Origin of the sequence: Streptomyces sp. NBC_00569 (assembly GCF_036345255.1) — a bacterium.
GTDB lineage: Bacteria > Actinomycetota > Actinomycetes > Streptomycetales > Streptomycetaceae > Streptomyces.
On the sequence record NZ_CP107783.1, the window covers coordinates 6,137,836 to 6,161,837 of the forward strand.

The window sequence follows — 24,002 nt, forward strand, 5'->3', positions numbered from 1 at the left end:
GTACGGCCGAACGTGAGACGCCTTCTCTGTGCGAGGCGTACGTGTGCGGGTCCTGCTTCCGCCTTCTGTCTTCTGGATTCCGGCTTTCCGTGGGCGCGGTCGCCGTCCGTCTTGCCGGGTTTGGGCGGGGCGACTGAGTGCGCGTCTTGGCTGCGTCGTACGTTTGGATGCGCGAACGTCGCGGAGAGAGGACGGCAGTGGTGACGACAAGTGAGCCTTCGGACCGTCAGGATCCGGCGGACGGGCCCGAGCCGCGCTCTTACGAACCAGGTCCCTCCGCCGGGAAGCTGCTGCTGTTTGTGGCGGTGTTTGTTGCGTTTGCGGTGATTGTTGTGGGTGGGGCTGTGATTCTTACGGCCGGGGGGTGACGGGGCGCGTGCGCTCGCTTGTCAGGGGGGCGTGCAGCCCACGGTCTTCATGGTGGCGGGCATGTAGGCGCGCATGAACTTGTCGATGGCTTTTCTCTGGTGGACGATCTTACGGTCGCGGGTGACCTTGAGGGCGAGAGTAAAGTTCCATTTCCCCTTGCCCTTGCATCGAGTTGTGGCAATCGACCCGTTATCTCCTAGCGTGGCGGATTCGGCCAGGTGATGAATGCGCCTCGGCTCCCACAGCCCGGTCGCGGAATTATCGAGCGATGAGTACTTCATGGGGTCGATACTGTCGGTGTGCCAGGAAACCCTGAGTCGGAGCGCTTCGGATCTATCGACAGAGACGATGCATACAGACCTTCCTTTCTCGCCCCATCCGGTGGTGTGCCACTCGCTTAATTCCCCCGCAGGTTTGAGCAGGGGCGCGGTGAGACCTTGTGTGACAGGCGTGTCGCAGATATTCTTTGGAATTTCGATGCTCCGTGCGCTGCAGGCAGGCAAGCAAAACAGCGTGAAGGCTGCCATCGCAGATAATCCGGTCGGATTGTTGTGGCGGATCATTTGGCGGTCTCCTTGGATACTCCTTGGGCGCGCAGGGCTCCCGTGTCTGCAGCCTGGTCCACCACGTCCTGTGGATCGTACGGCGAGCTGTTGTCGGTGTGATGCACCTTGCGCCACTCCTCTGCCAGGGCCATCAGCTGGCTGTTTCGGTTGTTGTATTTGGCGAGGTCGGCGTCTGCCGCCTTATCGTCCAGCTTTCTTTGTTCGTCAGCCAGCCACTTTTCTGTCACATAGTCAAACCCCGATTGCACTTCGTCGCTGCCGACGGGAAGGTAGCCGATTGCTTGGTCGACGACCCATTTGTGTTTGAAGTCGGCAACTTCGGGGTCTCCTGCGGCCGCAGTTCTGGCCTGTTCGAGGAACCCTACGGTTCGCCCTGCATGGCTCAATGAGTCCATAGGGCGTTTCTGGTCAGGGTCATGAATGTCGGCGACCATGGCGTGATTGATTCCGCTGTTAAGTGCTGCATAAGATCCCTGGTCCTTGGATACCTGCTTCACCACTTCATAGAGCTGGTCCTGCGGGATACTCGACCCCTTCATTTCGATTCGACTGGCCGCCGCATGCACCGTATCCCCATGATTGACCAGAATCTTCGCCATGGGCTCTCGTAGTGACGGCGGGAACTTGTCGCCCTCTTCTGCCAGGTATTTCAGCGACGACTTGAACACCTTGTTGTTGTCCGCGGAGTGCTCCACGTACTTGGCGTTCGGGTCCGACGGGTCCAGGCCCGTGGCTCCCGCCTGGAGTGCCGCCGCGAAGCCCGCGTGGGTGTCCGCGTCCAGGGACGGTGTGTAGACCGTCGCCTTCGGCGTCTCCTCCGTGTGCAGCGTGATCTTCCAGTCGCGGTCGTGCGTCAGGTACTTCATGCGGTCGTCGTCATTGAGGTAGTGCGCCGCCGTGGCGGGCTCGTGGCTCATGATGCCGAGTACGCCGTCGACCGGGTCGTTGGCGAACCAGCCTTTCTGTTTTCCGCTGTATTCGCCCTTCAGGTCCCAGATTTCCGGGTTCTTCTTCTCGGCCTTGATCATGTCGTCGCCAAGGTCCTCGAGGAATTCGCGTCCGTACCCGTCACCGTGCTGCATGAGCGTGACCAGTGACTGGTATCCGTGGACCTTGTCCAGCCTGGCTGCCTGGAAATCGGTCTCGTAGCGCGCGACGCCCGCCTTCCGCATTTCCGTCCGCCAGTCCTTGTACCACTTGGAGCGGGTGTTCTTGGTGGCCGTCGCAAGGGAGTTGGCGAGGCCGGTCTCGATGGAGTTGTAGTCGGCCGCATGCCGGGGGTCGGTCACATGGGCGAGGTCGCCGAGGTTGTTGGTCAGGCGGATCGTGCCGCTCGGGCCCAGGCTGTCCAGGACGGTGCGGCTGAATCCCGGATCGTGGCTGTTGTCGCGGAACGAGCGTTGGAGTTCCGCAAGTTGGTGTGGCGTGAGCCGTTCGCCGTTGGCGAGTTTCCGCGCGGACTTCTTTGCTGCCTCCGCCTCGTATTGTTCGATGTCGCCCTTGGCGCGGGAGTTGAACCCGTTGCCCGTGCCGTCGGTGAGGTTGGAATCGAAGACGGCGGCACCAAGCGCGATCTCGACTCCCTCGTCGGCGTCCCCCACCGCGCGTACCGCCTTGTCGATACGGCCCTGCCAGGACTCGACCGCCCGTTGGACTTCGGCCCGGCTTGTGGGGTCGTGCATCGCCGAGTTCGAGGCGTCTCCGGCCGCGCGTTCCTCGTCGTATGCCACGACGCCGCGATCCGAGACCTTTATGCCGGCCTTGACGGCTGCCTCGCGCTCGGACTTGAGTCGGCCGCGCAACGTGGTGAACTGCGCGTGGGCGTCACGGAGCAGCGAGGCGATCGCCTTTGCTTCCGTCCGGGCGTTCCGGAATTCGTGGAGCGTTACGTCGAAGCGCTTGCCGGCCGCGTCGGCGCTCAGACCGGTCCAGGTCGAGGGGGACGGCGGGCCGGGTGTGATGCCGTGCACGTCCCGCTTGTAGTCCGTCTCCCGCTTTCCGAACTCCTTCGCCATACCGTCCCAGCGATCGGCCGCGGTGGTGAGCGTGGCGAGGTCAGTGGTCATGATCTCGTGGTACGTGGGCATGGGGCGTTCCTCGTGCGTCGGTCGGGGGCAGGCCGTACGGCGGTCAGTAGCGGTCGAGCGATGACGACGTCCGGACGTGTGCCCCTACCCCGAAGTCCGTTCCCTGGAGGAGTGCCGTGGTGGCGCGCAGCGACACTTTCTCCGAACTCAGCCTGTTCATAAGGGATTTCACCTGATCCCCCCAGGCCTTGTGCGTCTTCTTCAGGGACGACGACGTGACCCAGCCGTGCCCGTCCTTCGCGTCGAACGCCCTGATGGCGGCCCCTGTGTCCTCGTCCGCCCACTCGCCCGAGCGGCGCGTGTCGGGCTCGATGTGGTTCTCGATCGCCCGGGCCGCGGCACGCTTCCGCGCCGGCGACGAAGCGAGGTTCTGCTGGCCCTGGGCAGGTCCGATGACCATGTTGCTGATGTCCTCCCCGTGTGTGTATTCACATCCCCCGCACCGGCCAACTGCCTTGATCCGAGGCGGGATTCTGGGCAACGAGGAACCGGACGCGCTGGTCACCCCACGTCCGGGTGATCAGTGGCGTGGCCCGGCGGCGAGCGGGCCGGGGCGGTGTCCGCCTCGGGTGACGTGCTCCGTCCGGCTTGACGGAGCGCCCCCGGTGTCGGGGCCGGCACCGGGACCCGATGTCGGCCCCGACGCCGGGCCGGCTCTCTTCTGCGGTCTACGGCGTCCGTGGCTCAACGCCGAAGGGGCGCCCCGCCGAAGCGGGGCGCCCCTTCATGAGGTGTCGCACGAGGCCGTGACCGGAATCGAACCGGTGTGCTTCGCTTTGCAGGCGAATCCCTAAACCACTCGGGCACACGGCCAACTGAGTTCGGAACAAGGTTCGTTGAACTCGATGTCTTGACCGTACGGCCCGTCCGCCGTCGCGCCAAGAGGGGCGCGTGGGTCGCAATGTGACTGCCATACGGCGTTCATGGTCGTACGACCAAGGGACCAGGAGAACGGGGACCACCGACAGGGGTCAAGTGGTGTCGTGCCCCTTACTCTGAAGCTCATGACCGCCCTGGAACCGTCCGGTGACGCCGATGTCGCCCGCGCCATCGCCCCCGACACCCCCGCCGAACTCGCTGCCGAGGGCGCTGCCCGTATGGCTGCCGATTTGGCTGCCGGTATCGCTGCCGACGTCAGGACCGGTGAAGGCGTGCTCGGGCGGGGCTACCGCGCCCTCAGCATCGGCATCGTCTCCGTCGTTCTGCTGATCGCGTTCGAGGCCACCGCCGTCGGGACCGCCATGCCCGTCGCCGCGCGTGAGCTCGACGGGGTGTCGCTCTACGCGTTCGCCTTCTCCGCCTACTTCACCACCAGCCTCTTCGGCATGGTGCTGTCCGGGCAGTGGGCCGACCGGCGCGGGCCGCTGGCGCCTCTGGGGGCGGGGATCGCGGCGTTCGCTGCCGGGCTGCTGCTCGCCGGCACCGCGGCGTCCATGTGGATGTTCATCGCCGGGCGGGCCGTGCAGGGGCTGGGGGGCGGGCTCGTCATCGTGGCGTTGTACGTAGTGGTCAGCCGCGCCTATCCGGAGCGGCTGCGGCCCGCGATCATGGCCGCCTTCGCCGCGAGCTGGGTGGTCCCCTCCGTCGTCGGGCCGCTCGCGTCCGGCGCCGTGACCGAGCACCTCGGGTGGCGGTGGGTGTTCATCGGGATTCCCGTGCTGGTCGTGTTCCCGCTCGCGCTCGCCCTGCCGCAGATCCGGCGCCGCGCCTCCGGACCCGCCGAAGGCGCCGTCCCGGGCGCCGTCGACCGGCGTCGTGTCCGGCTCGCTCTCGGGATCTCCTTCGGCGCCGGGTTCCTGCAGTACGCGGCCCAGGACCTGGCCTGGGTGTCCCTTCTCCCCGGCGCCGTGGGTGTCGCCCTGCTCGTGCCGGCCGTGCTCGGGCTGCTGCCCCGGGGTACGTATCGCGCCGCCCGCGGGCTGCCCGCCGTGGTCCTCCTGCGCGGGGTCGCCGCAGGGTCCTTCATCGCGGCCGAGTCCTTCGTGCCGCTGATGCTCGTCACCCAGCGCGGGCTCTCGCCGATGGCGGCCGGGCTGTCACTGGCGGTGGGCGGGGCCACGTGGGCGCTGGGCTCGTACGTGCAGTCCCGGCCGGGCCTGGAGCCGTACCGGGAGCGCATGATGGCGGGCGGGATGGTCCTGGTGGCCGCGGCCATCGTGACCGCGCCGAGCGTGCTGATCCAGGCGGTGCCGGTGTGGATCGTGGCGGTGGCGTGGGGCTTCGGGTGTCTCGGGATGGGCCTGGTGATCTCGTCCACGAGCGTGCTGCTGCTCCAGTTGTCCGCGCCGGAGGAGGCGGGGGCGAACTCGGCCGCGCTGCAGATCTCGGACGGCCTGTCGAACGTCGTCCTGCTGGCCGTGGGCGGCGCCGCGTTCGCCGCGCTCGGGGGCGGAGCGGTGGGCTCCGCCCATGAGGCAGCCTCGGCCGGTGACGGCGGATCCCATCCGGCCGCCTTTGTCGCGGTGTTCCTGCCGATGGCGGCGGTGGCCCTGGTGGGGGCCTGGGTGGCTACGCGCGTGATGTCGGCGTCCCAGCCTCCGGGCGTCGGCCGGCTGGATCCGGGCGTCTGAATCCGGCCCCCGAAACTGAACGGACGTCCGGCTGTACGCGCTCTGTGCGGCACCCGAACGCGCTGCGTAAGACCGACTGTGAAACGGGTCGCATCGTGCGGCACCCCGGCGCTGTTCCCCCGCTGACGCGTCCACCCCACCGGTAGGGTGGCCCGGTTGTCGTACGTACCCCCAGCGTCAAAGTGCGTACCTCCAGGGGCAGAAGCCTGCGTCAATACTCCGCAGCCCGCGCCCGAGCCCGTACCTGCGTCAAAACCGGAGACCGTGACTACCACCGCCGCCGCCACCACCGCTTCCGCCTCCTCCCACCACCTCTCACCCGCCTTCCCCGGCCGTGCCCCCTGGGGCACCGCGGGCAAGCTGCGTGCCTGGCAGCAAGGGGCCATGGAGCGGTACCTCCAGGAGCAGCCGCGAGACTTTCTCGCCGTCGCCACCCCGGGCGCCGGCAAGACGACGTTCGCGCTCACCCTCGCGTCCTGGCTGCTGCACCACCATGTCGTGCAGCAGGTGACCGTGGTCGCGCCGACGGAGCACCTGAAGAAGCAGTGGGCCGAGGCCGCCGCGCGCATAGGGATCAAGCTGGACCCGGAGTACAGCGCGGGGCCGCTCAACAAGGAGTACCAGGGCGTCGCGGTCACGTACGCGGGTGTGGGCGTGCGGCCGATGCTGCACCGCAACCGCAGTGAGCAGCGCAAGACCCTCGTGATTCTTGATGAGATCCACCACGCCGGTGACTCGAAGTCCTGGGGCGAGGCGTGCCTGGAGGCCTTCGAGCCGGCGACCCGCCGGCTCGCCCTCACCGGTACGCCGTTCCGCTCGGACACCAACCCCATCCCCTTCGTCCAGTACGAAGAGGGCAAGGACGGCATCCGGCGCTCCTCCGCCGACTACACGTACGGATACGGCAGCGCGCTCGGCGACGGTGTCGTGCGGCCCGTCATCTTCCTCTCCTACAGCGGCAACATGCGGTGGCGCACGAAGGCCGGTGACGAGATCGCCGCCCGGCTCGGCGAACCCATGACCAAGGACGCCATCAGCCAGGCCTGGCGCACCGCCCTCGATCCGCGCGGCGAGTGGATGCCGAGTGTGCTGCGCGCCGCCGACCAGCGGCTCACCGAGGTCCGCAAGGGCATCCCGGACGCGGGCGGTCTCGTCATCGCCGCCGACCAGGACTCCGCCCGCGCCTACGCCAAGCTGATCCGGGAGATCACCGGCACGAAGCCCACCACCGTCCTCTCCGACGACACCGGCGCATCGAAGCGGATCGACGACTTCTCGGGGAGCGGCGACCGCTGGATGGTCGCCGTCCGCATGGTGTCCGAGGGCGTCGACGTGCCCCGGCTCGCCGTGGGTGTCTACGCGACGACGATCTCGACCCCGCTCTTCTTCGCGCAGGCCGTGGGCCGTTTCGTACGTTCACGGCGGCGCGGCGAGACCGCGTCCGTCTTCCTGCCCACCGTCCCCGACCTCCTCGGCTTCGCCAACGAGATGGAGGTCGAGCGCGACCACGTGCTCGACAAGCCGAAGAAGGACGGGGAGGAGGACCCCTACGCCGAGTCCGAGCAGGAGATGGACGAGGCGAACAAGGAGCAGGACGAGGACACGGGGGAGCAGGAGCAGTTCTCCTTCGAGGCGCTCGAGTCCGAGGCCACGTTCGACCGGGTCCTCTACGACGGCGCCGAGTTCGGCATGCAGGCCCACCCGGGGAGCGAGGAGGAGCAGGACTACCTCGGCATTCCCGGGCTCCTCGAACCCGACCAGGTGCAGATGCTGCTCCAGAAGCGGCAGGCCCGGCAGATCGCGCACAGCAAGAAGAAGCCGGACAGTGAGGCCGATCTCCTCGAGATGCCGGCCGAGCGGCGGCCCGTCGTCTCGCACAAGGAGCTCCTCGAACTCCGTAAGTCGCTGAACACGATGGTCGGGGCGTACGTACATCAGAGCGGCAAGCCGCACGGTGTCATCCACACCGAGCTGCGGCGGGTGTGCGGGGGGCCGCCGAGCGCGGAGGCCACGGCCGGGCAGCTGCGGCAGCGCATCGCGAAGGTCCAGGAGTGGGCCACCCGGATGAAGTGACATCCGCTCGCGCAGTGCCGGGCCGGCGTGCCGGGAATCGTGCGCGCTACGTGCAGAGGTGGTGCACGCTCCGTTGACCACGCCCCGCGTAACGGGGCAATCGGTACAGGTCAGGATAGTTACTGCCCGGATTCTGGACGGAGTCTTCCGCTGAGCGGGACGACCTCGCTACATTCCCGGCAACGCACACGCCCCGTGGCAGAGCCGCCGCGGAGCGCAGCCGGTGCGCCATGCGCCTCCGCCCGGGACCATCCGAACCGGGTCGATTGCCGACCGGCGGCCTCTGACGCGCGTCGCCCACGGGACCGGCGTCGCAACCGCCGCGGAGGGGGCCGCCGCCTTCACCACTAAGGAGTGGGCGTCGTGACCGCGGAGACCTCCCAGACGCTCGACCGAGGACTGCGTGTCCTCAAGCTGCTCGCCGACACCGATCACGGACTGACGGTCACCGAGCTGTCCAACAAGCTCGGCGTGAACCGCACCGTCGTGTACCGCCTGCTCGCCACGCTCGAACAGCACGCTCTGGTGCGACGCGACCTCGGAGGCCGGGCGCGGGTGGGGCTCGGCGTGCTGCGCCTGGGCCGCCAGGTGCATCCGCTGGTACGGGAGGCCGCGCTGCCGGCGCTGCGCTCCCTGGCCGAGGACATCGGGGCCACCGCGCATCTGACGCTGGTCGACGGGTCGGAAGCGCTCGCCGTGGCCGTCGTCGAGCCGACGTGGACGGACTATCACGTGGCGTACCGGGCGGGGTTCCGGCATCCGCTCGACCGGGGGGCCGCGGGGCGGGCGATACTCGCTGCGCGGCAGGGGCTTGCGCCCGAGCCCGGTTACACGCTGACCCATGGGGAGCTGGAGGCCGGCGCCTGTGGCGCTGCGGCGCCGTTGGTGGGGGTGACAGGGCTCGAGGGGAGTGTGGGGGTCGTGATGCTTTCGGACTCCGTCCCTGAGCGGGTGGGGCCGCGGGTTCTTGACGCGGCGCGGGAAGTGGCCGACGCGTTGCGCTAGCGCGCTGCCTGGCCGGTTGTTTGTGCGGGGTGTTGGTGCCGGTGTTTGTGCGGGGGATCAGTGGCGGGCGTTTTGCGCCGTTCCCCGCGCCCCTTGAAAGGGTCCGTTTTCGTCCGCGGGTCAGTGTCGGTTGTTTGCGCGGTTCCCCGCCCCCCTTGAAAGGGTCCGTTTCCGTCCGCGGGCCAGTGTCGGTTGTTTGCGCGGTTCCCCGCGCCCCTTGAAAGGGTCCGTTTTCGTCCGCGGGTCAGTGTCGGTTGTTTGCGCGGTTCCCCGCCCCCCTTGAAAGGGTCCGTTTCCGTCCGCGGGCCAGTGTCGATTGATTGCGCGGTTCCTCGCGCCCCTGGATGGGTGTCGGTTCGTTGGCGGCTGCGGGTTTGTTTTGGCCGGTCGCGCGGTTCCTCGCGCCCCTGGATGGGTGTCGGTTCGTTGTCGGCTGCGGGTTCGTCCCGGCCGGTCGCGCGGTTCCCCGCGTCCTAGGTGAAAGGGCGCCGTTCCCCGCCCCTGGGTGAAGGGGCCCCGCTCCTCCCACCCTTGGGTGAAACGGGGCCATTCCCCCGCCCCTGGTGAAAGGGCGCAGCCCCCCGCGTCCCCTGAGCGAAGCGGCGCCGCACCTGCCCCTTGAACAACCGGCGGGTGCCCCCGCCACCGTGGTCGCGGGTGTCCCTCGCGTTAGATTGGGCTCGTGCTTCTCTCTCGGATTTCTCGGCCCAGGGCCCTTGCCGTTTGTGCTCTGCCTGTGGTGGCTCTGCTTGCCGTGGCGGGGTTCGCGCCGCTGCCGTTCGCCATCGCGCAGCCCGGGCCGACCACCGATGTGCTCGGGGATTCGAAGGGGAAGCCCGTCATCGAGATCTCCGGAGCGCCCACCCGCGACACCTCGGGGAAGCTGCGCATGGTGACGATCGTGGCTACGGGGCCCGACGCCGAGGTGAGTCTGGGCGATGTCGTCGACAGCTGGTTCCGTACGGACCGCGCGGTCATGCCCCGCGACTCCGTGTACCCGGCGGGCGACTCCACCAAGGAGATCGAGCAGCACAACCTCGGCGAGATGAAGAAGTCGCAGGACTCCGCGACCGAGGCCGCGCTCGGCTATCTGGGCAAGGACCCGAAGGACGTGCACGTGAACCTTCAGCTCGCCGACGTCGGCGGGCCGAGCGCGGGGCTCTTCTTCTCCCTCGGCATCGTCGACAAGCTGGACGGCAACGGCAGCGGCGGCGACCTCACGGGCGGCCGTTCCATCGCCGGTACGGGCACCATCACCTCCGGCGGGAAGGTCGGCGCGGTCGGCGGGGTCTCGCTCAAGACGCAGGCCGCCTGGCGGGACGGCGCGAAGGTGTTCCTGGTGCCGAGGGCGGAGTGCGGCGACGCCAAGGCCGAGTTGCCCAAGGGCATGCGGCTGATCCCCGTGACGACGCTGCGGGGCGCGGTCTCCGCGCTGACGGCCCTGGACAAGGGCGACGCGGGCAAGGTCCCCAGCTGCTGAGTCCCTGCCCCGGCAGCCGGATCAGCTCACTCCGTCACGAAGCCCTCCCTCACCAGCCAGTCCTTCGCCACGTCGTGCGGGTCCTGGCCGTCGACGTCGACCTTCGCGTTCAGCTCCTGCGCGACCGTGTTGTCGAGCTTCTTCGTGATCGGCTCGATGACCTTCGCCATCGCCGGATACTTCTCCAGGGACTTGGTGTTCATCTCCGGGGCCGCGTTGTAGTTCGGGAAGAAGTGCTTGTCGTCCGCCATCACCCGGAGCTTCATCGCCCTGATGCGGCCGTCGGTCGTGAAGACCTCGCCGAACGTGCACGTGCCCTTCGCGGCCTGCGTGTAGATGATCCCGGTGTCCATCTGTGTGATGTTCGCGGTCGGGATGTTCATGCCGTACGCCTTCTCCATGCCCGGCAGCCCGTCCGCGCGGTTGGCGAACTCGCTCTCCACACACAGCGTCACGGCCTTGGGGTTCTTCTTGGCGAGCGCCGCCACGTCCGAGAGGGTCTTCGTTCCGTACTTCTTGAAGTTGGCCTCGTTCATGGCCAGCGCGTACGTGTTGTTGAGTGCGGACGGCGGCAGCCAGGTGATGCCGTTCTTGAGGTCGGCGTCGTGCACGGCCTGCCACTGGGCCTGCGGGTTCGGGATGGGGGTGGAGTGGCCCAGGTAGGTGATCCAGGCCGTGCCCGTGTACTCGTACATCCCGTCCGCGTCACCGTTCTTGATGGCCTCGCGGGCGCCGATGGAGCCCTGGATGCCGGTGCGGTCGAGGACCTCGGCGCCGGCCGCCTTGAAGGCGATGCCCATCATCGCGCCGAGGATCAGCTGTTCGGTGAACTCCTTGGAGGTGACGGTGATGTTGGCGCCCTTGAGCGGTTCGCCCTGGCCGACCGAGCCCGGCTTCACGTCGTCGACCATCGGGCTGCCGCTGGTCAGTCCGCAGCCCGCGAGCAGGGACGCCACGAGGCCCGCTGCCGCCGCCGCGCGGTACGCACGCCTCATACCCGGACCTCCAACCCGCGTGGCCGCAACAGGAGTTCGGCCAGTGAAGCCAGCCAGTCCACGAGCAGGGCCAGCGCGACCGTCAGGATCGAGCCCAGGATGAGGACCGGCATGCGCTGGGTGGTGATACCGGTGGTGATGAGGACGCCGAGTCCGCCACCGCCGCCGAACGTGGCGAGGGTCGCCGTGCCCACGTTCAGGACGAGCGCCGTGCGCACGCCCGCGAGGATCAGCGGTACGGCGAGCGGCAGTTCGACCTTGCTGAGGACGCCGAGCGGTGACATGCCGATGCCACGCGCCGATTCGAGGAGCGTGGGGTCGTTCGCCTTCAGGCCCGCGATCGTGTTGGAGAGCACGGGCAGGATCGCGTAGATGATGATGCCGATCAGGGCCGACCGCCGGCCGATGCCCAGCCAGATCACCAGCAGGGCGAGCAGGCCGATCGCGGGGGTGGCCTGGCCCATGTTGGCGAAGGCGAGGGCGACCGGGGTCGCCTTGCGGAACATCTTGCGGGTCAGCAGGATGCCCAGCGGGATCGCGATGATCAGCACGAAGAACGTGGAGACCACCGTCAGGTAGATGTGCTGCTTGAGGAGCTTCCACACCACACCGCCCGCGATGGCGTTCTCGGAGATCGTGTCCAGGGTGGCCTGCTGGAACCAGATCCAGGTGGCCAGCAGCACGACCGCGACCACGGCCGGCAGGAACGTGAGCTTCTGCCAGGAGATCCGCCGCTTCTCGCGGACCGGCGGCGGTGGCGCCTCCTGCTCGGCCTCGCCCTCGTCGCGGAAGGCGAGGCCCTTCACCTCGTGCTCGCCCTCCGGGCGTTTGTCCGGGGGCGACTTGGGGGTGTTCACGCCTTCGGTCCCCCCTCGCCTTCCTGCTCCTGGTGGGTCTGGTGGGCCCGCAGCTCCTCCAGTTCGTGCTGGTGCTCCACGGCTTCGAGCCGGTCGGCGTCCAGGAGTTCGTGCACGGAGTTCATCAGCGTCTCCATGTCGACGACTCCCTCGTACACGCCGTGCCGCCCGGTGACCGCGACGCGTCCCGCGTTGTCGGTCAGGACCGCTTCGAGCGCGTCGCGCAGGGTCGCGTCCCAGGTCACCGTGTCGTGCACGAGGGTGCCCGCGCGGGCCAGCGATCCCTTGGCGCGCATCAGGTCGCCGCGCCGCAGCCACTTGTAGGGGCGGCGCCGCTTGTCGAGCAGGAGCAGTTCGTTGGTGCCCGCGTCGCGCAGCTTGTCGAAGATGGTCTGGAGGGGGTCGTCGACCTGCACCGTCGGGTAGTCGGTGACCTCCACGTCCCGTACGCGGGTGAGGTTGAGGCGCTTGAGGGCGGCGCCCGCGCCGACGAAGCCGGACACGAAGTCGTCGACGGGGTTGGTGAGGATGGCCTCGGGGGTGTCGAACTGGGCGATGTGCGAGCGCTCGCGCAGCACCACGATGCGGTCGCCGATCTTGATCGCCTCGTCGAAGTCGTGGGTGACGAACACGATCGTCTTGTGCAGTTCGCGCTGGAGGCGGATCAGCTCGTCCTGGAGGTGGTCGCGGGTGATCGGGTCGACGGCGCCGAACGGCTCGTCCATCAGGAGCACGGGCGGGTCGGCCGCCAACGCCCGTGCCACGCCGACGCGTTGCTGCTGGCCTCCGGAGAGCTGGCGTGGGTAGCGGCCGCGGAACTCGGCGGGATCGAGGCCGACCAGGTCCAGCATCTCCTCGACACGCGCCTTGATCTTCGACTTGGACCAGCCGATCATCTTCGGCACCAGCGCGATGTTCTGCGCGACCGTCATGTGCGGGAAGAGGCCGGAGGACTGGATCGCGTAGCCGATCTTGCGGCGGAGCTTCACCGGGTCCATGTCCGTGACGTCCTCGCCACCGATCCGAATACGGCCGCTGGTCGGCTCGATGAGCCGGTTGATCATCTTGAGGAGGGTGGTCTTGCCGCCGCCCGAGGGTCCTACGAAGATGACGGTCTCGCCCGCCTTGATCTCCAGGCTGACGTTGTCCACGGCGGGCGCGGCGGATCCGGGGTAGCGCTTGGTGAGGTTCTCCAGCTCGATCGTCGCCCCGGTCGTGGAGCCGGACTCCCCGGTGCCGCCATCGGCGGTGACGGTCGCCGTGGCGCCGGCCGTGGGGGCCTCGGGCAGGGAGTCAGACACGGATCCCCCTCGGGATGGTCAGGCGGCCGATGAGGACGTACGCGGCGTCGAAGAGGAGCGCGAGGATGATGATGCCGAGCGTGCCCGCGAGCACCTGGTTCAGCGCGTTCTTGCTGCCCAGGGACGCGATGCCGCGGAAGATCTCGTTGCCGAGCCCGGGTCCCGACGCGTAGGCCGCGATGGCGGCGATGCCCATCAGCATCTGGGTGGAGACCCGGATCCCGGTGAGGATCGGCGGCCAGGCGAGCGGCAGCTCCACCTTGGCGAGCCGGGCCGTGCGGGACATACCGATGCCGCGGGCCGCGTCGATCAGGGAGGGGTCCACGCCCCGCAGGCCCACGATCGAGTTCCGCACGATGGGCAGCAGCCCGTACAGGGTGAGCGAGATGACGGTGGGCGGGACACCGAGGCCGACGATCGGGATGAGCAGACCGATCATGGCGAGTGAGGGGATCGTCAGGATGGTCGAGGTCGTGACGGTGGCGAGGTTGCCCGCCCACTCGCTGCGGTAGGTGATCACACCGAGCACCACGCCGATGACGGTCGCGGCGACCATGCACTGGAAGACGGCGCTGGCCTGCTGGTAGGCGTCCGCCAGCAGCTGCTGATGGGCTGTGCTGATGTACTCCCAGAAGTTCACGGGCCTCACCTCCTTGCGCCGGGCTGACGTCCGGCCGGCTTCAGCCGGTGGTCCGGGGTCGTCCCCGGGATGACGCAGCGCCGGCACTCACCTCGTCCGGGCGGACTCCGTGAGCGTCGGGGACGTACGCGTCACGCATCCGACGAGGCCTGCTCCACGAGCGGGATGATCCGCAGCGGAACGGGGTTTTCCATGACGATCGCGGTGGAAGCCCGGACGATGCCATCAAAACCCACGACCCGGTCGATCACACGCTGGAGATCGGCGTTCGAGCGGGCAACGAGGCGGCACAGCATGTCGCCGCTGCCGGTCGTCGTGTGGAGTTCGAGGACCTCGGGGACCGTGGTCAAGTGCGCCCTGACGTCGGCTCCTTGGCCCTGCCGGATCTGGAGCGTGGCGAACGCCGTGACCGGATAGCCGAGGGCCGCCGGGTCGACCTGAGGTCCGAAGCCGCGGATGACTCCGTTCGACTGAAGCCGGTCGAGGCGTGCCTGCACGGTGCCGCGCGCGACGCCCAGGCGCCGGGACGCCTCGAGGACCCCGATCCGGGGCTCGCGCGCGAGCAGCAGGATCAGCTGTCCGTCCAGATGATCGATCGCCATACGGGCCTCCGTGGTGGTCATCCTGTACAGATCGCTCGCCCATATTGACGATCCGCTGAGCAGATTGACTACCGGAATCACAAACTATTGCGCATCTTGTGGTTCGGAGAGAGCCTCGGGCCATGGCAGCTACTTCTGCGCACATCCAGCCCACCCCCGACACCGCGCGCGAGGCCGACCCCTTCCCGGTGAAGGGGATGGACGCGGTCGTCTTCGCCGTGGGCAACGCCAAACAGGCCGCCCACTACTACTCGACCGCCTTCGGCATGAAGCTCGTGGCCTACTCGGGCCCGGAGAACGGCAGCCGCGAGACGGCTTCCTACGTGCTCACGAACGGCTCCGCCCGCTTCGTGTTCACCTCCGTCATCAAGGCCTCCACCGACTGGGGCCACTTCCTCGCCGACCATGTGGCCGAGCACGGCGACGGCGTCGTCGATCTCGCCATCGAGGTCCCGGACGCCCGCGCCGCGTACGCGTACGCCGTCGAGCACGGCGCCCGCGGCATCACGGAGCCGTACGAGTCCAAGGACGAGTTCGGCACCGTCGTGCGGGCCGCGATCGCCACGTACGGCAGGACCCGGCACACGCTCGTCGAGCGCACCGGGTACGACGGCCCCTATCTGCCCGGCTTCGCCGCGGCCGACCCGATCGTCGAGCCGCCGGCCAAGCGCACCTTCCAGGCCGTCGACCACTGCGTCGGCAACGTCGAGCTCGGCAAGATGAACGAGTGGGTCGGCTTCTACAACAAGGTCATGGGCTTCACGAACATGAAGGAGTTCGTGGGCGACGACATCGCGACCGAGTACTCGGCGCTGATGTCGAAGGTCGTCGCCGACGGCACGCTCAAGGTCAAGTTCCCGATCAACGAGCCGGCCATCGCCAAGAAGAAGTCCCAGATCGACGAGTACCTGGAGTTCTACGGCGGAGCCGGCGTCCAGCACATCGCGCTCGCCACGAACGACATCGTCGCGTCCGTACGGACCATGCGCGCCGCGGGAGTCCAGTTCCTGGACACCCCCGACTCGTACTACGACACCCTCGGCGAGTGGGCCGGCGAGACGCGCGTGCCCGTCGAGACGCTGCGCGAGCTGAAGATCCTCGTCGACCGCGACGAGGACGGCTACCTCCTGCAGATCTTCACCAAGCCGGTCCAGGACCGGCCGACCGTCTTCTTCGAGATGATCGAGCGGCACGGCTCGATGGGCTTCGGAAAGGGCAACTTCAAGGCGCTCTTCGAGGCGATCGAGCGTGAGCAGGAGAAGCGCGGCAATCTGTAGGGAGCGCGTCTAGGCTGGTCTCATGGCCAGGATCAATGACGTGGGCGGCATGACAGGGTTCGGCGCCATCGACACCACCGACGACGCCGAGCCCTTTCACGCGGACTGGGAGGCTCGCGTCTTCGCCCTCCAGCGCGCACTCCTCGTCAAAGGGGTCTTCAACCTCGACGAGTTCAGGGACGCCATCGAGACGATGCCGCCGGGCGAGTACCTCGCGGCCTCGTACTACGAGCGCTGGTTCCATGCGATCCGCACGCTCCTCGAACGCAAGGGCGTCATCGAGGAAGGGGCGCTGCGCGATGACTGACCGGTTCGCGGCCGGCGCCCACGTCCGCACGTACCCGCACGACCCGGCGCACCACACGCGCCTGCCGCGCTATGCCCGCGGAAAGCTCGGTGTCGTGGTCGAGCCGGAGGGGCGGGCACCGCTCGCCGACGTGCGCGCGCAGGGTCGGGACGACGCCCCCGTCGAGATGATCTACGCGGTCCGGTTCGCGGCACGCGAGCTGTGGGGTGAGGGCGACCACCACGTCGTACTGGACCTGTCGGAGAGCTATCTGAGGGAGGCCGAGTGATGGCCGGTACGCACGAGGACGCGGTGATCTCCCGTCAGGTACGGCGCCTGGAAAGCCTGTTGGAGGCGCAGGGCATCGTCGGGGGCGACACCGTCGACGAGGTCATCGACGGATTCCTGGCGGGCGCCTCGCCGGTGAACGGCGCGAAGGTCGTGGCCCGTGCGTGGACCGACCCGGCCTACCGCGAGCGGCTCCTCGCCGACGGCACCTCGGCGGTGGGTGAACTTGGCTTCTCCGCCGGGGGAGTTCAGAAGCAGCGGCTGCGTGTCGTCGAGAACACCGCCGGCACGCACAACGTCATCGTCTGCACGCTGTGCTCCTGCTATCCCCTGCGCCTGCTCGGCCCCTCGCCCGGCTGGTACAAGAGCGAGGCGTACCGCTCCCGCGTCGTGCGGGACCCGCGCGGTGTCCTCGCCGAGTTCGGCGTGACGCTCCCGGAGTCCGTGGACATCACGGTCTGGGACTCCAGCGCGGAGACGCGGTACATGGTCCTGCCCAGGCGCCCCGCGGGAACGGACCGCCTGAGCGAGGACGAACTGGCGTCCCTGATCACGCGGAACGGGCTCATCGGGACGGGTGTGCTCTAGGGGGCAGGGGATTCCGGCTTCCAGGGGTCACGCGCCCGGGGACCTGGGCGCCTGAGGGGCCTGCCGGGGCGACGGCTTGGCCGGGGCCGCGGGCTTGGGCGGTACGACGGGGGCGGTCGGTCGGGCCGCAGGGGGGCGTGCCGCGGGGCTTTGGCTCGCCGGACGCCGGGATTCGGGGCGGCGGGGCGCCGGGTGGGCCCCCGACGTCGGTGCCGCCTTCGCCACCGGCTCCCGCGTCCCGTCGTGCCCGCCGGCCGGCGGGGAGCCCAGCGCGGCCAGCGCCTCCCTCGCGAGCGGGGACAGGAGCGGAGAGAACGCCGGGTTGACGCGCAGGGCCTCGCCGATGTGCCGGCGGGCGGGCCCGTCCAGCTTCAACGCCCTTTCCACTTCCCCCCGGTGATAGGCGATCAGCGCACTGCGTACGGTGCCTCCGTGCTCCGGGTCCGTCGCGCGCTGCGCGTATTTCAGCGCCTCCTTGTCGTCGCCCGCCTTGTGCAGCGCCCAGCCCAGCGCGTCCGCGGTCTGCACGCTCGGCGCCCGCTTCCACTCGGCCCGCAGCCGGGTCACGGCCGCCCGCGGGTCCCCGTGGTCCGCCTCGAACCGGCCGAGGAGGAGTGAGTCGTCGACCCCGTTCGCCCCGTCCGCGGCGACCCGCTTCCGCAGCAGGTCGTACTGTGCCTTCGCCGCGTCGCCGAACCCGATCGACTCGTACAACTCGCCCAGTTCCAGGGAGTATTCGGGCCGGGGGTACTTGGCGAGCACGCTCCGGTACGCCTGGACCGCCTCCGTCTTACGGCCCAGCGACGCCAGGGCGCGGCCCTTCCCGGCGAGCGACGCGTCGTGGTCGGGGTCGGCCGCGAGGGCCTGGGTGAAGTAGTTCAGCGCCTTCGCGGGCTCGCCTCGCTCCCACGTCAGCTCGCCCGCCCGGTGCAGACACGCGGCCTGCTCGGACGGCGTCGAGGCGAGCGCCGCCGCGTCGGTCAGCGACGCGAGCGCGTCGTCACGCCAGCCGCGGTCCCGGTAGACCTGTCCCTCGCGCGCCATCACGGCCGCGCCCGAGTGCAGCTTCGTCAGCGTCTCCAGGGCCCGGTCCACGGCCTTGTAGTCCCCGAGCCGCCCGTAGGCGTCGATGAGCAGCGGATACGTCGTCCACCGCTTCGGAGCCAGCTTCAAGGACGCCTCGCCCCACTTCTTCGCGGTGCGGTAGTCGTGCCGCGCGTCGGCGAGCGCGGTGAGCCCGTTCAGGGCGTCCACGTTCCCGGCGGGCCGCGTCTTCAGCGAGGTCTGCAGGGCGCGCTCCGCCTTCGGGTAGTACGCCGAGTCGGCCGTCCGCGTCCCCCGCTCCACGTAGGCGGCCCCGAGCACCGCCCACGACCGGTCGTCACGCGGATAGGCCCGCAGATATGCCTCGCGATCCCTGATGAGGGCCGTCAGATCGGCCAGCGACGCGGCGGCCCCGGCGGCCTCCGCGGTCACCGCGCGACCGGCGGACCCGGGAGCGGGCGCCCGGGCGGGCTCCGGCGAGGAGGGCGCCAGCAGGATGCCGCCGACCGTCACGGACCCCGCGACGGCGCTGATCAGCACACCTCTCACCAGCGGTGACAGCCCGGGCCGCGGCTCGGGGACAGCGGCCGGGGCCTGCTGTTCCGCTTCGATCTCCTCGGTCTTCATGGCGCACACTGTGCGTCAATACGAAGAGCACATCACGGCAACATCCCGGCAGGTGAAGGCCGCCGCAGACGGGTTCACACCGATGGCCCCGAGTGCGAGGCTGTGATCATGAGCCGCACACTCGTCGAACGACTTCAGGAAGGCCTGCCGGCCGGGGCGGTCCTCACCGACTCCGACGTCACGGCCTCGTACGCCCATGACATGGCCAGCTTCTGCGACGCGGGGGCACCGGCCGTCGTGGTGCTGCCCCGCACCGTCGAGCAGGTCCAGCACGTGATGCGCACGGCGACGGAGCTTCGCGTCCCCGTCGTCCCCCAGGGCGCCCGCACGGGCCTCTCCGGCGCGGCGAACGCGTCCGAGGGCTGCATCGTGCTGTCCCTGGTCAAGATGGACCGCATCCTGGAGATCAACACCGTCGACAGGATCGCGGTCGTCGAGCCGGGCGTCATCAACGCCACGCTCTCCCGCGCCGTCAACGAGAAGGGCCTCTACTACCCGCCGGACCCGTCCAGCTGGGAGATGTGCACCATCGGCGGGAACATCGGCACGGCGTCGGGCGGCCTGTGCTGCGTGAAGTACGGGGTGACGGCGGAGTACGTCCTCGGGCTCGACGTCGTCCTCGCCGACGGCCGGCTCCTGTCCACGGGACGCCGCACGGCCAAGGGCGTCGCGGGCTACGACCTCACGCGTCTGTTCGTCGGCTCCGAGGGCAGCCTCGGCATCGTCGTACGGGCCACACTCGCGCTCAAGCCCGAGCCGCCGCAGCAGCTGGTCCTGGCCGCCGAATTCGCCTCCACGGACGCCGCCTGCGACGCGGTCTGCAAGATCATGGAGGGCGGTCACGTCCCGTCGCTGCTCGAACTCATGGACCGTACGACCGTGAAGGCCGTCAACGCGATGGCGAACATGGGGCTCCCCGAGACCACCGAGGCACTGCTCCTCGCGGCCTTCGACACCCTCGATCCGGCCGCCGACCTCGCCGCCGTCGGCGCCCTGTGCGAGGCCGCGGGCGCGACCCAGGTCGTCCCCGCCGAGGACGCCGCCGAGTCCGAACTCCTGCTCCAGGCCCGGCGCCTCTCGCTCACCGCACTCGAAGCGGTCAAGGGCACGACGATGATCGACGACGTGTGCGTGCCGCGCTCGAGGCTCGCCGAGATGCTCACCGGCGTCGACCGCATCGCCGAGAAGTACGGCCTCACGATCGGCGTCTGCTGCCACGCGGGCGACGGCAACACGCACCCCACCGTCTGCTTCGACGCCCAGGACGCCGACGAGGGCCGGCGGGCCCGCGAGTCCTTCGACGAGATCATGGCGCTCGGTCTCGAACTCGGCGGGACCATCACCGGCGAACACGGCGTCGGCGTACTCAAGAAGGAGTGGCTGGCGCGCGAGCTCGGCCCGGTCGGCATCGAGATGCAGCGCGCCGTCAAGGCGGCCTTCGACCCGCTCGGCCTGCTCAACCCGGGCAAACTCTTCTGACGCCCGCCACCCGTGGCCGGTCGGCCCGCATCCACCCCCGTGGGACGCGCGCTCACTCACCGTCCTGGGACTCGTCCGAGGGCCACGGGTCGCGCAGCCACAGGTCGTCGGCGCGGCCCGAGGCGGGAGCGAGCAGTTCGGCGAGGCCGTCGTCGATGCCGAGCCGCCCGGACTCAGAGCCCGGAGGGACCACCCGCAGTGTCCGCTCCAGCCAGGCGGACACCGCGGCGGCGGGCGCCTCCAGGAGCGCGTCGCCGTCCGGTGAACTCAGCGCCATGAGGACGACGCTGCGGCGGTCGACCTTCGTCGGCCACACGCGCACGTCCCCGTGCCCGCACGGCCGGAACACCCCCTCCACGAGCAGCTCGCGCGCGAACGTCCAGTCGACCGGGTGCTCGGAGCCGATGTGAAAGGCGATGTGGACGGCGTACGGGTCGTCGGTCCGGTAGGTGAGCCGGGCAGGCACAGGGATGCTGCGCTCGGGCGACAGGACGAGCCTCAGCTCGAGTTCGCGTTCGACCACGGTGTGCATGTCGTGCGTTTCCTCTCCTCGTACGGGGCGTGCGAGGGCTCGCGAGAGCGGGCCCGTGCAAGGAGAGAGGGCGAAGGGCGCGGAGCATTACGCGAGTTCCGGAAAGTTTTTTCGGACGTCCCCGGAAAGTGGTCCGTACGGGCGGACCCGCCCGGTGGCGGGCGGTGGTCTGATAGATGTGGACCCCCAACAAAACCCCGAGCAGATACGGGACGACGGACATGAGCGCCCCAACTCCGGCACCCGGCGACGACAGGCCCCGCGACGGGTACTACCCCGACCCGTCCATTCCCGGATATGTCCGGTACTGGAACGGTGCCGCGTGGGTGCCCGGCACGAGCCGCCCGGCCCCGTCCGACGGCGAACCTCTCGCCGCCCCCGCCGGGGTGACCCCGGCCCCCGAGCCCACCCCCACGCCCGCGCCCGCGTCCCTCGAGGAGACCGGCCCGGTCTTCCTCGACGAGGAGCCGGAGCGGTACTCGGACGAGCCGGCCGCACCCGAACCCGCCACGGCCTGGCAGGCGGACGCGTCCCGCCAGACCGGCTTCGGCGGCGAGCAGGACCGCCGTGTGTCCTGGGGCACCGACCCGCGCGTGCCTGCTCCGCAGCAGGAGGAGCGCGCGGACCGTGCGGGCACGAACCGCCCGGCACAGCCGGTGCCCCCGACGCCGCCCACGGACGGGACCGTCACGTTCCGCCGCCCCACCCCGCCCACGGACCGCCCCGAGGGCACGATGACGATGCGGGCGCTGCCCGCTCGTCAGGTGCCGGGCCAGCAAGGGCCTGCGCTACAGGGCCAGCAGGGGCAGGGGCAGGGTCAGCAGGTTCCGGGTCAGCAGGGTCAGCAAGCACAGGCCCAGCAAGCTCAGGCCCAGCATGCTCAGCCCCAACAGCCCATCGCCCAGCACCCGCAGGCGGCCCAGCAGCCCGCGTCCCGGCAGGCCGACGCTCAGCCCCGCTCCGGCTCCCAGCCGCAGCCCCAGCCTCAGCCGGGTTTCGCCCCGCAGGGGCCGGCCCAACAGCCCCAGGCCCAGCAAGCGCAGGCCCAGCAAGCGCAGGCCCACCAGGCGCACGCCCCGCAAGCCGCCCCCCTGCACCCGCACGCGCCCCAGGCGCCCACTCCGGCGCAGCAGCCCCAGGCCGGCCGCCCCGGTGCGGTCCCGCCGCAGGCCGCCGGTGACGCCTCCGCCACCCCGATGACCTCCGGCCCCGGTGGCGGTTCGCCCTCCTGGGCGCAGCAGGTGCACCAGCTCGCCCGGCCTCAGGCCGCGCAGCCCGCTCAGCCCGCCGCAGGCGAACCCGCGGAGCCGGAAGGCCCCGTCACGCCGTGGAAGCCCGTGGCCAACGACCCGTTCCTGGCGGCAGCCCAGGCGCAGGCGTCGGCGCGGCCCGCGGGCCTCGGCAAGCGTCTTGCCGCGCGGCTCATCGACTCGGTGGTGCTCGGCGCGGTCACCGCGGTGGCGGCCGTTCCGCTCGGCACCAAGGCCGTCGACCACATCGACGGGAAGATCGACGCGGCGAAGGCGTCGGGCCGCGAGGCCACGGTCTGGCTGCTGGACGGCACGACGGGCGCCTACCTCGGCATCGTCCTCGCCGTCCTCCTCGTCGCAGGAGTCCTCTACGAGGCCCTGCCGACCGCCAAGTGGGGCCGCACCCTGGGCAAGAAGGTGTGCGGGCTCCAGGTGCGGGACATCGAGGAGCACGAGGCGCCGACGTTCGGCGCGGCGCTGCGGCGCTGGCTGGTGTACAGCGTGACCGGCCTGCTGGCCATCGGCGTCGTCGGTGTGCTGTGGTGCCTGTTCGACCGGCCGTGGCGCCAGTGCTGGCACGACAAGGCGGCCCGTACGTTCGTCGCTGGCTGACCCCGGCCGTCCCGCTCGGCGGGCGCACGGGCGGGCCGTCGTACTCCGGACGGCGGCTCGCCGGATGCGGAATCGGGGGGTTCGCGGTCGACTCGGGCCATGAGCACCGAACCGCCGCCCCCCGGCTCAGGCCAGCCTCCGGAAGACGACCCGTTCAGAAAGCCGCCGCCGTCCCAGGGCGGCGGCTCACCGTACGACGGCCCGCAGGACCCGTACGGCACTCCGCAGAACCCTCAGGGTCCTCAGAACCCCCAGGGTCCGCAGGGTCCCCAGAACCCCCCGGGCTCGGGGAATCCGTACGACTCCCCGCCGCCCCCGCCCGGCGGCACCCCGCCGCCCCCGTACGGCGGTGGTGGTGGAGGTGGCCCCTACGGGGGTGACCCCTATGGTGGCGGCCCCTACGGGGATGACCCGCTGGCCGGGATGCCGCCGCTGGCGGACAGCGGCAAGCGCGTGCTCGCGCGGATCATCGACATCATCCTGGTCAGCATCGTCGTGGGGCTGCTGTCCTGGGCGTTCGGGATCGCCACGTACCAGACGAACCCCGACAAGATCCAGTACGGCCGGCAGTTCGGCCAGTCCGTCCTCGCCGCGGTCCTCTACATCGGGTACGACACCTTCCTGACCGCGAGGACCGGCCAGACCCTGGGCAAGCGGCTGTTCAAGCTGCGCGTGGCGAACCTCAACGACGGTGCCACGCCCAGCGTCCAGACCAACCTGGTGCGCGCCGCGGTCCTGTGGCTGCCGGCCGTGTTCTGCTGCGCCTGCATCTGGACCGCGTTCTGTGGTGGCTGGAGCTTCTTCGACAAGCCTTACAAGCAGGGCCTGCACGACAAGGCCGCGAAGACGGTGGTGGTCAGCACCGGCTGAGCAGACGCGGGGTGGTGCTTCCGGCGGGTCCGTGGTTCACGGGCCCGCCGGTCCGCGTGTGCCGGACGGCGCGACCTCGTAGACGGACTCGGGGGCGGCCTGCGGGGCGGCCGCCGAGGGCACGGTCGCACGCTGCACCGACATCCGCTCCTCCGCCGCGGCGGCAGTCGCCGGCGCGGCGGCGGGCCGCGACTTGGGCAGGGGGACCGTCAGCGCCACGAGGAGACCGAGGCCGAGTGCGGCCAGGGCGATGACCGCGACGCCGAGGCCCGAACTCGTCTGCGACAACAGCAGCATGGCGAGTGTCGAGAAGATCACGGTCGCGGAACCGTAGGCGAGCTGTGCGGCAGTCGGACGCGGCATGGCGTTATCCGTCCTCGGGACAGCGGATGCTTACTTCACTGGCGTATAGCAGGAGCCATTGGCAGCTGCATATGTAAGGGATGCGGAGCCAGGTCGACTTGGCCGTAGCGTGCCGTCAAATGACTCTAATCCGACGCATGCCCGAGAGGAACGGTCGGTAAGCGTGACCTAACCCACGGTGCCGGTGCACGGGGGGCGCACGGAGTCATCGAGTCCACGAAGTGGACGATTCGACGCGCCC

22 protein-coding genes and 1 tRNA gene are annotated in these 24,002 nt (G+C 69.8%); 11 read left to right on the top strand and 12 right to left on the bottom strand.

The annotated features are described in order from the left end of the window. Positions 1-389: 389 nt before the first annotated feature. From OHO83_RS27610 to OHO83_RS27625, 4 genes are all read right to left on the bottom strand, one after another. The gene (locus OHO83_RS27610) at positions 390-932 is read right to left on the bottom strand and encodes a hypothetical protein (protein WP_330279859.1); all 543 of its coding nucleotides are present in this window, start codon (positions 930-932) and stop codon (positions 390-392) included. Further along, positions 929-3,001 carry a hypothetical protein gene (locus OHO83_RS27615; RefSeq protein WP_330279860.1) on the bottom strand — a complete coding sequence of 691 codons (2,073 nt, stop codon included), beginning with the start codon at positions 2,999-3,001 and terminating at the stop codon, positions 929-931. The genes OHO83_RS27610 and OHO83_RS27615 overlap by 4 nt, the downstream gene beginning before the upstream one ends. Before the next feature lie 64 nt (positions 3,002-3,065). Continuing rightward, entirely contained in the window at positions 3,066-3,422 is a 357-nt protein-coding gene (locus tag OHO83_RS27620) for a hypothetical protein (protein ID WP_266671021.1), read from the bottom strand. Positions 3,423-3,763: 341 nt separating this feature from the next. Next, a tRNA-Cys gene (locus tag OHO83_RS27625) sits at positions 3,764-3,835 on the bottom strand. A 284-nt stretch (positions 3,836-4,119) separates the two neighbouring features. On the opposite strand from OHO83_RS27625, the gene OHO83_RS27630 reads away from it, so the two are divergent. The 4 genes from OHO83_RS27630 (at position 4,120) to OHO83_RS27645 (ending at position 10,150) form a co-directional block, all read left to right on the top strand. Next, positions 4,120-5,592: an MFS transporter gene (locus OHO83_RS27630; protein WP_330280798.1), complete on the top strand. Its 1,473-nt coding sequence runs from the start codon at positions 4,120-4,122 to the stop codon at positions 5,590-5,592. A 264-nt stretch (positions 5,593-5,856) separates the two neighbouring features. Next, positions 5,857-7,665 (top strand): DEAD/DEAH box helicase, encoded by a 1,809-nt coding sequence (locus OHO83_RS27635; RefSeq protein ID WP_266671019.1) that lies wholly within the window; start codon positions 5,857-5,859, stop codon positions 7,663-7,665. Between the two features lie 363 nt (positions 7,666-8,028). Continuing rightward, a complete protein-coding gene (locus OHO83_RS27640; protein WP_329435007.1) occupies positions 8,029-8,670 on the top strand; it encodes an IclR family transcriptional regulator in 642 nt (213 codons plus the stop codon). Between the two features lie 739 nt (positions 8,671-9,409). Continuing rightward, entirely contained in the window at positions 9,410-10,150 is a 741-nt protein-coding gene (locus OHO83_RS27645) for a S16 family serine protease (RefSeq protein WP_266671015.1), read from the top strand. A 26-nt stretch (positions 10,151-10,176) separates the two neighbouring features. On the opposite strand, the gene OHO83_RS27650 is transcribed toward OHO83_RS27645, so the two are convergent. The 5 genes from OHO83_RS27650 to OHO83_RS27670 form a co-directional block, all read right to left on the bottom strand. Then, positions 10,177-11,145, bottom strand: coding sequence for a glycine betaine ABC transporter substrate-binding protein (locus OHO83_RS27650; protein WP_266671013.1), 969 nt, complete (start codon positions 11,143-11,145; stop codon positions 10,177-10,179). After that, complete coding sequence (locus tag OHO83_RS27655; RefSeq protein ID WP_266671011.1) at positions 11,142-12,002, bottom strand: ABC transporter permease; 861 nt, start codon at positions 12,000-12,002, stop codon at positions 11,142-11,144. The genes OHO83_RS27650 and OHO83_RS27655 overlap by 4 nt, the downstream gene beginning before the upstream one ends. Beyond that, complete coding sequence (locus tag OHO83_RS27660; protein WP_266676382.1) at positions 11,999-13,204, bottom strand: betaine/proline/choline family ABC transporter ATP-binding protein; 1,206 nt, start codon at positions 13,202-13,204, stop codon at positions 11,999-12,001. Before OHO83_RS27660 ends, OHO83_RS27655 begins: the two co-directional genes overlap by 4 nt. Before the next feature lie 91 nt (positions 13,205-13,295). Beyond that, on the bottom strand, positions 13,296-13,943 hold the full coding sequence (locus tag OHO83_RS27665; RefSeq protein WP_266671009.1) for an ABC transporter permease: 648 nt from the start codon (positions 13,941-13,943) through the stop codon (positions 13,296-13,298). A 131-nt stretch (positions 13,944-14,074) separates the two neighbouring features. Further along, positions 14,075-14,545, bottom strand: a complete 471-nt coding sequence (locus OHO83_RS27670; protein ID WP_266671007.1) for an Lrp/AsnC family transcriptional regulator — start codon at positions 14,543-14,545, stop codon at positions 14,075-14,077. Positions 14,546-14,667: 122 nt separating this feature from the next. Here OHO83_RS27670 and hppD point away from each other — a divergent pair, with 122 nt between their 5' ends. The 4 genes from hppD to nthA are packed head-to-tail and all read left to right on the top strand — an operon-like array spanning position 14,668 to position 16,984. Then, positions 14,668-15,822: a 4-hydroxyphenylpyruvate dioxygenase gene (gene hppD, locus OHO83_RS27675; protein WP_266671005.1), complete on the top strand. Its 1,155-nt coding sequence runs from the start codon at positions 14,668-14,670 to the stop codon at positions 15,820-15,822. Between the two features lie 22 nt (positions 15,823-15,844). Then, positions 15,845-16,129 (top strand): SH3-like domain-containing protein, encoded by a 285-nt coding sequence (locus OHO83_RS27680; protein WP_116512741.1) that lies wholly within the window; start codon positions 15,845-15,847, stop codon positions 16,127-16,129. Then, positions 16,122-16,397, top strand: a complete 276-nt coding sequence (locus OHO83_RS27685; protein ID WP_323186874.1) for an SH3-like domain-containing protein — start codon at positions 16,122-16,124, stop codon at positions 16,395-16,397. Before OHO83_RS27680 ends, OHO83_RS27685 begins: the two co-directional genes overlap by 8 nt. Further along, entirely contained in the window at positions 16,397-16,984 is a 588-nt protein-coding gene (nthA, locus tag OHO83_RS27690) for a nitrile hydratase subunit alpha (protein ID WP_330279861.1), read from the top strand. Before OHO83_RS27685 ends, nthA begins: the two co-directional genes overlap by 1 nt. Positions 16,985-17,011: 27 nt before the next feature. Here nthA and OHO83_RS27695 read toward each other — a convergent pair whose 3' ends face one another. Further along, complete coding sequence (locus OHO83_RS27695; RefSeq protein WP_266671001.1) at positions 17,012-18,655, bottom strand: tetratricopeptide repeat protein; 1,644 nt, start codon at positions 18,653-18,655, stop codon at positions 17,012-17,014. A 108-nt stretch (positions 18,656-18,763) separates the two neighbouring features. Here OHO83_RS27695 and OHO83_RS27700 point away from each other — a divergent pair, with 108 nt between their 5' ends. Then, complete coding sequence (locus OHO83_RS27700; RefSeq protein ID WP_266670999.1) at positions 18,764-20,134, top strand: FAD-binding oxidoreductase; 1,371 nt, start codon at positions 18,764-18,766, stop codon at positions 20,132-20,134. Between the two features lie 52 nt (positions 20,135-20,186). Here the strand turns inward: OHO83_RS27700 and OHO83_RS27705 are convergent, their stop codons facing one another. Then, the gene (locus OHO83_RS27705; RefSeq protein WP_266670997.1) at positions 20,187-20,666 is read right to left on the bottom strand and encodes an SsgA family sporulation/cell division regulator; all 480 of its coding nucleotides are present in this window, start codon (positions 20,664-20,666) and stop codon (positions 20,187-20,189) included. A 221-nt stretch (positions 20,667-20,887) separates the two neighbouring features. Between OHO83_RS27705 and OHO83_RS27710 the strand changes: the two genes are divergently transcribed. After that, a complete protein-coding gene (locus OHO83_RS27710; protein WP_330279862.1) occupies positions 20,888-22,528 on the top strand; it encodes an RDD family protein in 1,641 nt (546 codons plus the stop codon). 99 nt (positions 22,529-22,627) lie between these two features. Beyond that, complete coding sequence (locus OHO83_RS27715; protein ID WP_266670993.1) at positions 22,628-23,398, top strand: RDD family protein; 771 nt, start codon at positions 22,628-22,630, stop codon at positions 23,396-23,398. 36 nt (positions 23,399-23,434) lie between these two features. On the opposite strand, the gene OHO83_RS27720 is transcribed toward OHO83_RS27715, so the two are convergent. Then, positions 23,435-23,761 carry a hypothetical protein gene (locus OHO83_RS27720; RefSeq protein WP_330279863.1) on the bottom strand — a complete coding sequence of 109 codons (327 nt, stop codon included), beginning with the start codon at positions 23,759-23,761 and terminating at the stop codon, positions 23,435-23,437. Positions 23,762-24,002 lie beyond the last annotated feature (241 nt).

What these genes read in the sequence shown, in the direction of transcription:
- nthA (WP_330279861.1), top strand. Translation starts at nt 16,397, where the DNA reads ATGGCCGGTACGCACGAGGACGCGGTGATCTCCCGTCAGGTACGGCGC.
- OHO83_RS27715 (WP_266670993.1), top strand. Translation starts at nt 22,628, where the DNA reads ATGAGCACCGAACCGCCGCCCCCCGGCTCAGGCCAGCCTCCGGAAGAC.
- OHO83_RS27650 (WP_266671013.1), bottom strand. Translation starts at nt 11,145, where the DNA reads ATGAGGCGTGCGTACCGCGCGGCGGCGGCAGCGGGCCTCGTGGCGTCC.
- OHO83_RS27630 (WP_330280798.1), top strand. Translation starts at nt 4,120, where the DNA reads ATGGCTGCCGATTTGGCTGCCGGTATCGCTGCCGACGTCAGGACCGGT.
- OHO83_RS27720 (WP_330279863.1), bottom strand. Translation starts at nt 23,761, where the DNA reads ATGCCGCGTCCGACTGCCGCACAGCTCGCCTACGGTTCCGCGACCGTG.
- OHO83_RS27620 (WP_266671021.1), bottom strand. Translation starts at nt 3,422, where the DNA reads ATGGTCATCGGACCTGCCCAGGGCCAGCAGAACCTCGCTTCGTCGCCG.
- OHO83_RS27685 (WP_323186874.1), top strand. Translation starts at nt 16,122, where the DNA reads ATGACTGACCGGTTCGCGGCCGGCGCCCACGTCCGCACGTACCCGCAC.
- OHO83_RS27670 (WP_266671007.1), bottom strand. Translation starts at nt 14,545, where the DNA reads ATGGCGATCGATCATCTGGACGGACAGCTGATCCTGCTGCTCGCGCGC.
- OHO83_RS27695 (WP_266671001.1), bottom strand. Translation starts at nt 18,655, where the DNA reads ATGAAGACCGAGGAGATCGAAGCGGAACAGCAGGCCCCGGCCGCTGTC.
- OHO83_RS27710 (WP_330279862.1), top strand. Translation starts at nt 20,888, where the DNA reads ATGAGCGCCCCAACTCCGGCACCCGGCGACGACAGGCCCCGCGACGGG.
- OHO83_RS27615 (WP_330279860.1), bottom strand. Translation starts at nt 3,001, where the DNA reads ATGACCACTGACCTCGCCACGCTCACCACCGCGGCCGATCGCTGGGAC.
- OHO83_RS27680 (WP_116512741.1), top strand. Translation starts at nt 15,845, where the DNA reads ATGGCCAGGATCAATGACGTGGGCGGCATGACAGGGTTCGGCGCCATC.
- OHO83_RS27610 (WP_330279859.1), bottom strand. Translation starts at nt 932, where the DNA reads ATGATCCGCCACAACAATCCGACCGGATTATCTGCGATGGCAGCCTTC.
- OHO83_RS27700 (WP_266670999.1), top strand. Translation starts at nt 18,764, where the DNA reads ATGAGCCGCACACTCGTCGAACGACTTCAGGAAGGCCTGCCGGCCGGG.
- hppD (WP_266671005.1), top strand. Translation starts at nt 14,668, where the DNA reads ATGGCAGCTACTTCTGCGCACATCCAGCCCACCCCCGACACCGCGCGC.
- OHO83_RS27705 (WP_266670997.1), bottom strand. Translation starts at nt 20,666, where the DNA reads ATGCACACCGTGGTCGAACGCGAACTCGAGCTGAGGCTCGTCCTGTCG.